The organism is Aeromonas sp. R5-1, assembly GCF_040908265.1.
GTDB lineage: Bacteria > Pseudomonadota > Gammaproteobacteria > Enterobacterales > Aeromonadaceae > Aeromonas > Aeromonas caviae.
On the sequence record NZ_JBFODJ010000010.1, the window covers coordinates 85,997 to 99,338 of the forward strand.

Below are 13,342 nucleotides of genomic sequence, written 5' to 3' on the forward strand. Positions count from 1 at the left end.
TGGTGGAGTGCCTTTTGCCTAGAGAAGAGTGCCGCGGGTTCTTTCCTTGTATCCCCTCCGGGCCCGTGCTAGTATTCGCGCTCGTTTTGCGAGGTGCTGACCGGTCGCAGTCAACACCATACATTCATCTTAAAAGAGATAATCACTATGTCTTTCGTATTCCAAGCTGAAGTCCGTTCTGACCTGGGGAAAGGTGCGAGCCGCCGCCTGCGTCATGCTGACCTGGTTCCTGCCATCGTTTACGGTGCAGGCAAAGAAGCCGTGTCCGTTACCCTGGACCACAAAAAGCTGATCCTGGCCCAAGAGAAGCCGGAGTTCTACTCCTCCGAGCTGACCCTGGTCATCAACGGTGAAGAAGTCAAAGTGAACGTGAAGGCTATCCAGCGTCACCCGGTTCGCTACAAGCTGGTTCACCTGGATTTCGTTCGCGTCTAATCGACAACGAACTTTCCTGTGAAGAGGCCACCCAATCGGGTGGCCTCTTTGTTTTTACAGCATTTTTTCCGGGAAAATAAAATACTCAAACAGCACTATTGGTCTTTACTTGTAGGCATGATTGACAGCAGGACACGTGTTGTGGTGCTCTGATGTTCAAGAGGTACTCGGACAAGTCCATTTTTCGGGGCGATGTTGACCGTTATGAAGGGAATCGTACGGACATATATCCTGCTGTTTTCACCTATTCTGCGCTGGTCCTGGCGGGTGGCTATTTGCTGGGCAATGCACTGATCGAACGCGAGCTCTATCGCGTTCGCAGTGATGAGAGCACCTTCCTGGCGCTTGCCAGCGGCCGCCTTGACGGCGAGCTGGCGGTGCCACTGCGCCATGTGCGCAGCATGTCGGAAGAACCCATCCTGCTCGAAGCGGCGGCTCGCAATGACCGTGAGACCCTGGCCGTCCAGTTCACCATCCTGATGAACCGCAATCCCGACTATGCCCAGGTGCGTTGGCTTGCCCCGGATGGCATGGAGCTAGTGCGCATCGATCGTCAGGGTCCGCGTCTGTGGCGGGTAGCGGACGACCAGTTGCAGAACAAGGGGGAGCGTTACTACTTTCGTGATGCCATGGCGCTGCCCTGGGAGCGGGTCTACGTCTCGCCGCTCGATCTCAACGTTGAACACGGGGTGATCGATCGCCCCTTCAACCCCATGATCCGCATTGCCAAGCGTCTGCGCCTTGGGGGGCGTGATCTTGGTTTGCTGCTTATCAACGTCCAGGCCGCCCGTATGCTCAAGGAGTTTGCCGACAGCAGCGGCAAGGCAGCCAATCACACCATGCTGTTCAACCAGGACGGATACTGGCTGCGCAGCCCGGACCCATCCCGGGAGTGGGGCTTCATGCTCGAGCGCCCGGATCTGACTCTGAAGCAGACTTCACCCCAGGCTTGGCAGGCGTTCTGGGACGCATCAAACGGCCAGATGGAGTCTGCCGACGGACTCTGGAGCTGGACCACCCTGTACCCGGCACAGAATCATGATCAGCTGATCTGGAAAGCCGCGTCCCTGGTGCCGCACAGCGAGCTGCAGGCCATTCGCACTCATATCTGGGGGATCATCTTGGCCGCCAGCGCCATGCTGCTGCTGTTGTTTGGTGCCGGTGTGGCTGCACTGGTGCGCAGCAGGCACAAGGAGCAACTGGCCCAGCAGGAAGCGGCCAGGTTGGCACAGGTCAAAGGTGATTTCATCGCCAACATGAGCCACGAGATCCGCACCCCCATGAACGCTATCATGGGGCTGACCTACCTGCTTGAACAGGGAAGGCTCGACGATGGTCAGCATGCCCTGGTGCGCAAAATCCACCAGGCCGGGCAGGCGCTGCTCGGGATCATCAACGACATCCTTGATTTCTCAAAGATTGAGTCGGGTCGGCTTGAGCTTGAGCGGGTGCCATTCAGTCTGGAAGAGGTGCTCGATCACGTGGCGGCCATCATGTCCACCTGCGTTGGCCAGAAGCACCTCGAACTGGTGGTGAGCAGTGCCCCCGAGCCGGTTTCCCATCTGATTGGGGACGCCCTGCGCCTCGAGCAGGTGCTGCTCAACCTGACCGGCAATGCCATCAAGTTTACCGAACGCGGCGAGGTGGAGGTCAAGGTCGTGCTGGAAGCAGAGCAAGACGGCATGGCCACCTTGCTGTTTCGGGTGCGCGACACCGGGATCGGCATTCCCCCCGAGCAGCAGGCCAACATTTTCAATGCCTTCTCCCAGGCAGACTCCTCCACCAGCCGCCGCTTCGGGGGTACCGGGCTTGGTCTGACCATCAGTCGCCGTCTGGTGAACCTGATGGGGGGGGGACATCGGCGTCACCAGCGAGCTTGGCAAGGGGAGCGAATTCTGGTTCCGCGTCCGGCTGGAGCAGGTGGAGCGGCCCGTGGCCTTGAACGAGCGTCTGCAGCACATCTCGCTGCTCATCGCCGACGACAATCAGGTGACCCGCGACGCCCTGTCGATGACGGTGGGTTCCCTCGGATGGCAGTCGCGGGTGGTGGAGTCCGGTGAGCAGGCGCTGCATCATCTGCTGCGCCAGGGGGAGCGTTCCGACGTGATCCTGCTCGACTGGATCATGCCGGGCATGGACGGGCTCGAGACCTGCCTAGCCATTCGCCGCGCCTTCGAGCAGCAGGAGCGTTCACCCATCATCATCATGGCGACCGCCTATTCCCAGGATGAACTGATGCTCCGCCCCGGCTCGGATCAGGTGGATCTGGTACTGCACAAACCGGTCACCGGCTCCAGTCTTTACAATGCGGTGGCGCGTCTCATCCACGAGAAGCGCGAGCATGTGGAGCCCCTTGAGAGTGGCCAGCGCCGTCTGCGCCTGCCGGGCGTGCACATACTGCTGGTGGATGACAGCGACATCAACCTTGAGGTGGCGACCCGCTTGCTGCAACGGGAGGGGGCCGAGGTGATCACCGCCATCGACGGGGAGCGAGCCCTGGCCTGCCTGGCAGATCCGGCCCGGCGCATCGATCTGGTGCTCATGGATGTGCAGATGCCGGTGATGGATGGCTACGAGGCGACCCGTCGCCTGCGCCTGCTGCCGGGGCGGGAGGAGACTCCCGTGCTGGCTCTCACCGCAGGGGTATTCAAGGATCAGCGGGAGGCGGCATTGGCCTCTGGCATGAACGACTTCATCGCCAAGCCGCTCGATGTGGAGCAGCTCATCGCGACCTTGCTGCGTTATCTGCCGGACTGCGTCCTGCCGCTCACTGTGAGCGACGAACTACTCCCCCACGAGCCGGTGGCCGGCATCGATATCGATACCGGACTGCGCAACTGGGGTGAAGCCTCGGTCTATCTTAAATACCTGCGGCGTTTTCGCGATGATTACATGACGGTCGGTACCGTGTTGCCGGGTTACATCGCCCAGCACGAGACCGATGCTGCCGCGAGCCTGACCCATAAGCTCAAGGGGGTGGCGGGCAGTCTGTCGCTCACCGATGTGGCGCGTATCAGTGCCGAGTTGAACGAGGCCATCGAGCAGGGGAGCGACACCAGCCAGCTTATCGCGCCCTTCCTTGAGGCCCTGGAGCGGGCACAACACTCCATTGATACCTATGCCGGGCGCGAGCCGGGCGCGGTCAGCTCCCCGCTGGCCCAGGAGGAGGCGCGGGAGGTCTGCCTGCACGCCCTGCATCAGGCCCTGGTGAGCGAGGATCTGGATCTGATTGAGCCTGCGCTGAGCCAGGCAAGGAGTCACTTGCCTTGCGAGCTGGTGAGCGAGATAAGCGCAGCCCTGGAGCTGTTCGACATCCCGTTCGCCACCCGCAAGCTGGAGGATTATCTGGAGGATCGGGAGGAACCTGCGCCATGAGTCGACCGCGCGTGCTGATCATCGACGACGAGCCGAGCAACCTCGGGTTGCTGCGGCAAATCCTCAAGGAAGAGTACAACCTCTTCTTTGCCAAAGGGGGAGAGGAGGGGTTGGCCGCCGTGGGGCGTCACGAGCCGGCACTTATCCTGCTGGACGTGCGCATGCCCGACATGGATGGTTACGAGGTGTGCCGCCGGCTCAAGGCCGATCCGGCTCATGCCGGGATCCCGGTGCTCTTTATCACCGCGAGCGACAACGCAGACAGCGAGAGCCAGGGGTTCGAGGCGGGCGGAGTGGATTATATCTACAAGCCGGTCTGTCCGAGCACGGTGCGTGCCCGGGTGCGCAATCATCTCTCTCTGGTGCGCCTCGATCAGCTCGAGTGCAGCTATCGCACCGCCATCGTCATGCTGAGCGAGGCGGGCCACTACAACGACACCGACACCGGGGTGCATATCTGGCGCATGGCCGCATACGCCCGGGCCCTGGCTGATGCGGCGGGCTGGAGCCCGGAGCAGTCGGATCTGCTGGAGCTGGCGGCCCCCATGCACGACATGGGCAAGATTGGTATCCCCGATCACATCCTCAAGAAGCCCGGCCCCCTCACCGAGGAGGAGTGGGTCATCATGCGCAGTCACCCGCGTATCGGTTACGAGATCCTGAGGCGATCCGATGCCCCCATCTTTCGCATGGCGGCGGAGATTGCCCTGCACCACCACGAGAAATGGGACGGCTCGGGCTACCCCGCCGGCGAGACCGGCGAGGGGATCCCCGAGGCGTCGCGGATCGTGGCCATCGCCGACGTCTTTGACGCCCTGAGCGTGCGTCGTCCCTACAAGGAGCCCTGGCCCCTGGACCGGGTGCTGGCTACCATGCGCGATGGTGCAGGCCAGCACTTCGATCCCCGGCTGCTCTCCCGTTTTCTCGAGATCATGCCGGAGATCTTGCGCCTCAAGGCGCAATGGGATGCCCGCGAGGAGCGGGGGGATTACCAGATGGGCTGTGTCAGATAGGGATTGCTGGCCCGTTCGTGACCAAAGGTGGAGCTCGGGCCATGGCCCGGAATAAAGACGATCTCATCCCCGAGCGGCAGCAGGGTCTCGGTGATCGACTTGATCAGCGTCCCGTGATCCCCGCGCGGGAAATCGGTGCGGCCTATGCTGCCGGCAAAGAGCACATCCCCCACCCATGCGAGGCGTTCAGCCTGGCAGAGCAGCACGATGTGGCCCGGAGTGTGGCCCGGGCAGAAATAGACCTCCAGCTCGCATTTGCCAACCTGTACTTTGTCACCCTGTTCGAGCCAGCTATCCGGTGTAAAGGCCGGAGTATGGGCAAAGCCGAACATCTGGCTCTGCTGGGGCAGGATATCGAGCCAGAAGGCATCCTCCTTGTGGGGGCCGGTAATGGCGACACCGGTTCTCTCGCGCAGCTCGGCGGCGGCGCCCACATGATCCAGATGGCCGTGGGTCAGCAGGAGATGGGTGAGGGTCAGCCCCCGTTTGGCTATGGCGGCCAGCAGCTTGTCCGCCTCACCACCGGGATCGACGAGGGCAGCCTGGCGGGTCTCGTCACACCAGATAAGGGAACAATTCTGGGCGAACTGGGTGACCGGGATCACCTCGAACTTCAACATGTGGGACTCTCCTGAGGGGTCTGAAGGGGGGAGCGTTTGGCGAAGAAGGCGAGGCAGGCCTCCTTGTCACCACGAAACAGGATCCGCTCGCGCTTGTTGTCCAGCTGATAGCGGTACATGGGGTCATAGTAGCGAGTCAGCAGCAGCCTGATCCAGACCAGATGGGCGCGGGTGTCCCCGCTCTGGGCCTGTTCCCTGAGGGCGGCCTGCAACAGCCCATCGAGTTCGCGATAATCCTTGTCCCCGAGTCGGCGCTTGAGCCTGGCCATGGCGTCGGTGAGGTAGCCGGCAAACAGCGGCCAGCCTGCATCTGGCCCATGGAACTCCAGATAGCGCAGCCAGAGATCCTGCACGTAATCGGTGCGGATCTGCTCGGCCCGTGCCTCCTGCGGCACCTCCACCACCACCAGAGGAGCCCGGCACATGGCCTCATAAAGGTTGAGTGGCAGGGCGCAGCGACCGATGAGACGGCTCTCGTCTTCCAGCACAAACTGTGATTCCCCCCGGTTGCGACGCTGAAGCAGCTCGATGGCAAGCCGGTTTTCGAAGTCGATGTTGCCGGGTTGCCCACCCGGCAGCTGGCCAAACGACGACCCCCTGTGACGGGCGTGCCCTTCCAGATCCACCGCCTGGGTGATGTGCGCCAGCATGTGGGTCTTGCCGGAGCCGGTCATGCCGGTCAGCACGGTCCAGTCGCACTCTGCACTGGCCTTCTCCTGGGTCTCGATGAGAAAGTGGCGCAGCGCCTTGTAGCCGCCCGCGACCCGGGGGCGGGTGATGCCGGCCTCGGCCAGCCACTGCTGCACTGTCTGGGAGCGCAGGCCGCCGCGAAAACAGTAGAGCAGGGCGTCGGGTTGCTGGCGCAACCTTGCCAGCCAGCCTTCCATGCGCGCGGCGCGCACCGCGCCACCCACCAGTTGATGGCCCAGGGTGATGGCTGCGGCCTGTCCCTCCTGCTTGTAACAGGTACCGACCCGGGCACGCTCCTCGTCCGTCATCAGCGGCAGGCTGACGGCGGTGGGAAAGGCCCCTTCCTTGAACTCGACGGGGGCACGCAGATCGATGAGTGGAACCTCATCCAAAAAGATCTGGGCGTAATCCGTGGCCAGTGGCAGGGCACTCATTGGACAACCTCGATGAACTGGTTGCCGGTGCTGGCCTGCAACTGGCCGATGGGAGAGAGGGTCAGCCCTGCCTGTGCGGCAATGGCAAGGAGCTCGGCTTCACTTTCTTTACCGACGGCCACCAGCAGGCCGCCGCTGGTCTGCGGGTCACACAGGATGTTGCGGGTGCGATCATCCATGGCACCCAGCTTGTCACCATAGGAGTCGAAGTTGCGCAGGGTACCGCCCGGTACGCAGCCCTCACTCAGGTAGTAATCCACCTCGTCAAGCAGCGGCAGCGCCTTGAAGTCCAGGCGGGCACTGACGCTGGAACCTTCGCACATCTCCAACAGGTGGCCTGCCAGTCCAAAACCGGTCACGTCGGTCATGGCGTGTACGCCGGGTAAGGCGGCGAAGCGCTGGCCAATCTTGTTGAGGGTGCACATGGCATCCGGGGCCAGTTGCTCATGCTCGGGCTTGAGCTTGCCCTTCTTCTGGGCTGTGGTGAGGATGCCGATGCCAAGCGGCTTGGTCAGATAGAGGGTGTCGCCCACCTGGGCGGTGTTATTCTGCTTGATGGCGTTGAGTGGCACGATACCGGTCACCGCAAGACCGAAGATGGGCTCGGGGGCGTCGATGCTGTGACCGCCTGCCAGAGAAATGCCCGCCTCGTGACACACCTGGCGACCCCCGTCGATCACCTTCTGGGCCACTTCAGGTGCGAGTATGTTGACGGGCCAGCCGAGGATGGCGATGGCGACGATGGGCTTGCCGCCCATGGCGTAGATATCGCTGATGGCGTTGGTGGCGGCGATGCGGCCGAAGGTGAAGGGATCGTCGACGATGGGCATGAAGAAGTCGGTGGTGGAGACGATGCCCTGACCGTTACCGATGTCCACCACGGCGGCGTCATCTTTGCTGCTGTTGCCGACCACCAGGGTGGGGTCGTCAAAGCCCGGGATCTGGCTCTTCAAGATGGTGTCGAGCACCTTGGGGGAGATTTTGCAACCGCAGCCAGCGCCGTGGCTGTATTGGGTCAGACGAATGGAAGACATGCTTTCCCCTTGTGTGGGCAGACTTGCGTGTGCCAATAACTGCTGTGGCACCGTCAAATGTGCGCGCAAAAATAGGGTGGCCCTGGCGGCCTGTGAACACAGTGATGTCAGGCTGCCTGGCAGGACGGGAGGAGGGCAAGGATGCGCCGGCGAAGCCCCGCCGAGGACCACAGGACGGGCCATTATGCCACAGACGGCCCTCTTGATTCGAACTGGAATTCACACAAAGCGCAGGGGATTGTCGGGTTCAAAAAGAGCCGTACTCTTCGCCTTGCTCAGGCTAGTCCCACTTTGAGCCGCCCCGACGGCGTGCCGGTCTTGCATCGGGGCAGCATGTGGCGACGGAAACTAGCCAGCTTGCTCCATCACTGGTTGGGGCGCCTTGCCTAGCCGGCGCAGTCGCCGTTGCAGCGGCCGCTCCAGCAGGGTGTAGCTCAGCGCCGAGAGCCCGATCAGCACGGCGAGCATCAACAGGGTGGCCAGCACCCCCAGCAAGGGGTTGGTCTGGGCGTACCACCACGCGGTGAGCCCCGGCGCCAGAGAGTGGACAAGCTCGCAGCCGGTGAGCAACACCAGGGCGTGGAGCAGGTAGATGGAGTAGGAGAGATCCCCCAGCCAGTTGGTGAAGCGGTTGTCCAGGAGGCGCAGCAGCGGGCTCTGGCGATCGCCCTGGCAGGCGGCAATCCAGATCAGCAACACGTAGGCGCTGATCAGCAGCAGGGTCAGCTGCGGCGTCATGGTGAACTGCATCAGCGCGAAGGGGATCAAAAAGGCGAGCAGCAGCGGCAGATCCCGCTGCATCATGGGCCACTGGCGGGCAGCCTTCACCTTCGGCAGCAGCCAGAGGCCGAGCACGAATTCACTCACCCCGCGCCCGATGGCCAGCGCCCCGCTGGTGACATCCAGGGTACCGCGACTGTGCACGATAAAGGCCAGCACCGTCAGGGCCATCAAAGGGGCGAGGTTGCTCCAGCGGCTGCGGGTGACGGCGAGGGGAATGAGCAGCGGAAACAGCAGATAGCTAATCCACTCCACGCTGAGCGACCAGGCGGCGAAGTTCCAGGTCAATCCGTGATCGGTCACCACCTGCAGCAGCAACAGGCTGCTTGGCAGCGCCTCGGCGGGGGTAAAGGGTGAGCCGAACGGAGGCATTCCTTCCCACTCCCACATCTTGAACAGGGGGCCGGCGTAGAAGCCAATCCCGTGGTGGGCCTTGTAGAGCTCCCAGCCTACCAGCAGCAGCAGGGTCACCAGGTAGAGGGGATACACCCGGGTCAGCCGCAGCCAGAGGAAGCGGCCATAACCGATGGTGCGGGGCGTGCGGGCGAAGGCCTCCCCGTAGACGTGGGCCAGCACCAGCCCGCTCAAAATAAAGAAGAGATCGACCCAGAGGTAGCCGTTCTCGATGAGTTGGGTGTGGCCTGCGATCGACTCCATCCACTGGGGAAAGAGCAGCAAGCGGGCATGGAACAGCACCACCATCAGGGCAGCGATGCCCCGCAGCGGCGTCAACAGCGGCAATGATTGATTCATGACGGGATCCTTGATGATGTTCAGCTTGGCCTGACATCAATTTTTGTTGTGGTGCCGCTCATCAACCCTGATGAGTCGGCTGCCCCGGCTTGGCGGCCACAGGCGGGATCACCCTACCTAAAAGAGAGTCATACGAGTGTGATTGCCGTCATGAATGGGCGTTTATCATCCTAAAACCAGCATGGGATAGGGACGCATCGAAAATAGAGAGGGGATCTAGACTAGGGAAGTCATCCCTCTGAGCGTCAGGAACATCCCCATGAAACTCTATGCCCACCCCTTTTCTTCCTACAGCCAGAAAGTGCTGATCGCTCTCTACGAGAATGCCACCCCGTTCGAGTACCGGAATCTCGAAGAGCCGGAGGCGAGCGCCGAACTTGCCGCCCTCTGGCCACTCAAGCGCTTCCCGATGTTGCTGGATGATGGTCGCTGCATCCTCGAGAGCAGCACCATCGTCGCCCATCTGCAGGCGCACCATCCGGGCCCCGTCAGCCTGATCCCGCCTGGCGATGCGGGTCTGGAGGTGCATATGCTGGATCGCGTCTTCGACAACTATGTGATGACGCCGATGCAAAAAGTGGTGCTGGATGCAATGCGCCCGGCCGCTGATCGCGACCGCTATGGCGTAGTGGAGGCCCGCGAGCTGCTCAATCAGATCTACCCCTGGCTTGATCAGCGACTGGAAGGACGCCACTGGATTGCCGGCGCAGACTTTACGCTGGCCGATTGCGCCGCAGCCCCCTCGCTCTTCTACGCCGACTGGGCCCACGAGATCCCGGCTGGCTATGGCCGTCTGCGTGCCTATCGCGCCCGTCTGCTCAATCATCCCTCCATCGTGCGGGTGGTAGAGGAGGCGAGGCCATTTCGACACTACTTCCCGCTGGGCGCGCCAGCGCGTGATTGAGCGGGATGACTTGTGGTGGGCGAGTATTGTCGCCCCAGGCAATGTGCGAGGCGGACAGGGGCATGGCGTGATCCATTGCAGGGGAAAACAGCAATATTCATTCAAATGAGTGGGTATGCGTTTATGGCTGATATTTCCCCGAGGATTTTTTAATGTTGATGCGTAATATTTCATGCTTTTGCATAAAACAAATGCCGGGCATGTCTCTGCTGGTGGGTTGTGTAGTGAAAGAGAGATGAGAATCGGGTTAACGATGCGGCAACCTTTGATTGAGGATGGCTGTCGTCAGTCGAAGAGGAGGGATGGGGGCAGCAATCGCTGTTGGTGGCAAAGTCGGGGGGGAGGTTGTCTCTTTGGCGGCCGCATAAAAAAAGCCCGCTACGATCGCGGGCTTCTTGATGGCTTGCCGGACCCGGAACTGGAACCGGGGACAAGGGGGGCAGCGCAGGTCTGATCGGCTTAACGGGCGCGTACCACCAGCCCCTTGAGGTAGAAGCCTTCCGGATAGGCGGTGCCGATGGGGTGATCGGATGCCTGGGAGAGGAGCTCCAGGATCTGGGCGTCGCGGCCGGCATCGAGGGCCGCATCGGCCACTATCTTCTGGAACAGGCTCTGCTCCATCAGGCCGGAACAGGAGTAGGTCAAGAGCACGCCACCCGGTGCCAGCAGCTGGAAGGCCAGCATGTTGATGTCCTTGTAGCCGCGGCAGGCGCCCAGCAGCTGGGCCTTGCTCTCGGCAAACTTGGGCGGATCCAGCACGATGACATCGAACTTCTCGCCCTTCTCGCGATATTCGCGCAAGAGATTGAAGACGTCGTGACGCACGAACTGGGTGTTGCTGGTATCGAGACCGTTCAGTTCGGCGTTCTGGCGGGCGATGTCCAGCGCATTCTGGGATAGATCGACGTTGACTACCTCCTTGGCACCGCCCTGGAGGGCATAGACCCCGAAACCGCCGGTGTAGCAGAAGCAGTTGAGCACCCGCTTGCCTTCAGTGTATTTCGCTGCGGCAAGGCGGTTATCCCGCTGATCCAGATAGAAACCCGTCTTGTGACCGTTGCGAATATCTACCAGGATCTTGACGCCGCCATTCTCCTCGATGACCACGGGGTCGGTCGGGGTCTCGCCATGGATGACGCCGGTGCGCTCCTTCAGCCCTTCCTTCTTGCGCACGGCCACGTCGGAGCGCTCATAGATGCTGCACTCGGGGTAGAGGGTACGCAGGGCTTGCGTGATCAGCTCGCGCTGGAACTCGGCACCGGCGGAGAGGATCTGGCACACCAGGAAGTCGGCGTAGCGGTCGATGGTGAGGCCCGGCAGACCGTCGGATTCGGCGGCGCAGAGGCGATAGCCGGTGAGGCCCTGACGCTTGATGAGCCCGTCACGGGACTCCTGCGCATATTTGAGGCGACGGATGAAGAAGTCGAGATCGACGCTCTCATCCTTATCGAAGGTCCAGACCCGGGCACGGATCTGGGAGCTGCCGGACCAGGCGCCACGGGCGAGCCATTTGCCGTCATGGGTGAAGATCTCGACGGTATCGCCGTCAACGGGGTTGCCCTGCACCCGCTCAATGCCCTTGGAGAAGATCCAGGGGTGGCGACGCAGCAGGGATTTTTCGCGGCCTTTGACGAGATAGATGGAAGCGCTCATGGGTAGTTGCCGATGGTAGAAAAGAAGGGGGCATATAGTAGGGGCTGTGAGGGTAGGCACGCAAGCCGCGTCTACCGGGATCCGTGCATCCACACGCGGTCAGGGTCGAACGGGCTGTTTAGCACGTCCCCAGCGCCTGGCCCAGACATGGCAGGCCATCTGGACGATGGCCTGCCGGAGTGGTCAGATCCGCAGGCCGGTGAGCGCCTGACCGAGTTCGCTGGCGGTTCCCTTGAGGCCGGTGGTGCCGGCGACCGCCGCGCTGGCGGACTCCTCCACCCGGCTTGCCTCGTGGCGCACCTTGTCGAGGTTGCGGGTGATCTCTTCGGCCACCGAACTCTGCTCTTCGCTGGAGGTGGCGATCTGGGTGCTCATCTCCAGCACCGCATCGCTGTGGTTGCTGAGCCGCTCGATGTCCATGCCCACCTCGGTGATGAGCTGCTGGCTGTCGGTCGCGCGCCCCACCGTCTTCTCCATGATGTCGTTCAGCGCCCCGGTACCGGCCTGGAGCTCCTCGATCATCTGCTGGATCTCCACCGTGGCCTGCTGAGTGCGACTGGCGAGGGTGCGCACCTCGTCGGCCACCACCGCAAAGCCGCGTCCCTGTTCACCAGCCCGGGCGGCCTCGATGGCGGCATTGAGGGCCAGCAGGTTGGTTTGCTGGGAGATGGCGTTGATGACGTTGACCACTTCGTTGATGCGATTGGCGTTGTGAGTCAGCCGCTCGACCGCGCCCGATGCATTGCCAATCTCGTCTGCCAGGGTGCGGATGGCGGTGATGGTGCGTGCCACCCGTTGTGCCCCGTGAGTCGCCTCGTCGCTGGACTGGCGGGTTTGCAGCAGGGTGTCGTTGGCGTTGCGGGCCACTTCCCGGATGGCGGCGGACATCTGCTCCATGGCGGCGGCCAGGGAGTCCATGTGCTGTCGCTGGGCGCGGGCAAGCTGCTCGCCGTCGCTGGCATGCTCGCGAAATTCGTCTGCGGCCAGGGTAAGGGCATCGGCGGACTCTTCCACCAGTTGCACTATCTTGTGCTGGCGGTCGGTGAAGGTGTCGATGCTGCCCGCCAGAATGGAGAACTCGTCGCGCACCGGGAAGAAATTGAGCCGGAAGGTGAGATCGCCGTTCGCTACCGTCTGCAATGCCTTGTTGGTGGAGTAGAGGGCCCCCGAGACAAAGGTCATCAGATAGTGGGTGATGAGGGCCAGCAGGGCGGCCAGCACTGCGATGATGGTCAGGGTAGTGCCCTGGCCATCCCAGAGGGCGTAGTGACTCGTATCCAGGGTGCCGGAGACGACGCCCGCCTGACCTGCGCTGGCGCCATAGCGATAGACGTTCCCCTGCTGGCTAAGGCCGGTGGCGGCGCCAGGCGTGAGTACGAGATCCGCGGGCAGGGTAAGGGTCGGCTGCTGGCTCACCAGCTGGGCCGTGGTCTCGACCCGCCCTTTTAGCTGATCCACTCTGAGCTGCATCGCCTGATCATGGCCGTCGGCCAGCAGATACCAGGTGAGGAAGGCGATGAACACCAGGGGGCACCAGAAGGTGATGAGAAATTTCTCGCTGATCGTGAGGTGAATGAGATAACGGTCAACCCACCGAAACTTTACTTCTTTCATAATGGTATTGCGTCCTGCAAGGGGAAGAGAGTGTCGC

Annotated in this window: 9 protein-coding genes and 1 pseudogene; 4 read left to right on the plus strand and 6 right to left on the minus strand. The window is 62.2% G+C overall.

All coding sequences use genetic code 11. The features are described 5' to 3' along the window. Positions 1-147: 147 nt before the first annotated feature. The 3 genes and pseudogenes from rplY (at position 148) to AB5Y64_RS01405 (ending at position 4,823) form a co-directional block, all read left to right on the plus strand. A complete protein-coding gene (gene rplY / locus AB5Y64_RS01395; protein ID WP_010674717.1) occupies positions 148-435 on the plus strand; it encodes a 50S ribosomal protein L25 in 288 nt (95 codons plus the stop codon). 204 nt (positions 436-639) lie between these two features. After that, positions 640-3,810: pseudogene (locus tag AB5Y64_RS01400) on the plus strand (response regulator). Next, positions 3,807-4,823: an HD domain-containing phosphohydrolase gene (locus AB5Y64_RS01405; RefSeq protein ID WP_039039149.1), complete on the plus strand. Its 1,017-nt coding sequence runs from the start codon at positions 3,807-3,809 to the stop codon at positions 4,821-4,823. The pseudogene AB5Y64_RS01400 and the gene AB5Y64_RS01405 overlap by 4 nt, the downstream one beginning before the upstream one ends. Here AB5Y64_RS01405 and AB5Y64_RS01410 read toward each other — a convergent pair. The 4 genes from AB5Y64_RS01410 to AB5Y64_RS01425 form a co-directional block, all read right to left on the minus strand. Further along, a complete protein-coding gene (locus tag AB5Y64_RS01410) occupies positions 4,799-5,443 on the minus strand; it encodes an MBL fold metallo-hydrolase (RefSeq protein ID WP_124243830.1) in 645 nt (214 codons plus the stop codon). The genes AB5Y64_RS01405 and AB5Y64_RS01410 overlap by 25 nt on opposite strands. Continuing rightward, a complete protein-coding gene (gene mnmH / locus AB5Y64_RS01415) occupies positions 5,437-6,567 on the minus strand; it encodes a tRNA 2-selenouridine(34) synthase MnmH (protein WP_113978925.1) in 1,131 nt (376 codons plus the stop codon). Before mnmH ends, AB5Y64_RS01410 begins: the two co-directional genes overlap by 7 nt. After that, entirely contained in the window at positions 6,564-7,601 is a 1,038-nt protein-coding gene (gene selD / locus AB5Y64_RS01420) for a selenide, water dikinase SelD (RefSeq protein WP_113978927.1), read from the minus strand. Before selD ends, mnmH begins: the two co-directional genes overlap by 4 nt. A gap of 348 nt (positions 7,602-7,949) precedes the next feature. Beyond that, entirely contained in the window at positions 7,950-9,134 is a 1,185-nt protein-coding gene (locus AB5Y64_RS01425; RefSeq protein WP_128312996.1) for an acyltransferase, read from the minus strand. 259 nt (positions 9,135-9,393) lie between these two features. On the opposite strand from AB5Y64_RS01425, the gene AB5Y64_RS01430 reads away from it, so the two are divergent. Next, positions 9,394-10,038 (plus strand): glutathione S-transferase family protein, encoded by a 645-nt coding sequence (locus tag AB5Y64_RS01430; protein WP_368203104.1) that lies wholly within the window; start codon positions 9,394-9,396, stop codon positions 10,036-10,038. Between the two features lie 459 nt (positions 10,039-10,497). Here AB5Y64_RS01430 and AB5Y64_RS01435 read toward each other — a convergent pair whose 3' ends face one another. Further along, a complete protein-coding gene (locus AB5Y64_RS01435) occupies positions 10,498-11,691 on the minus strand; it encodes a class I SAM-dependent methyltransferase (protein ID WP_128312994.1) in 1,194 nt (397 codons plus the stop codon). 183 nt (positions 11,692-11,874) lie between these two features. Further along, positions 11,875-13,305, minus strand: coding sequence for a methyl-accepting chemotaxis protein (locus AB5Y64_RS01440; protein ID WP_128312993.1), 1,431 nt, complete (start codon positions 13,303-13,305; stop codon positions 11,875-11,877). Positions 13,306-13,342: the final 37 nt, after the last annotated feature.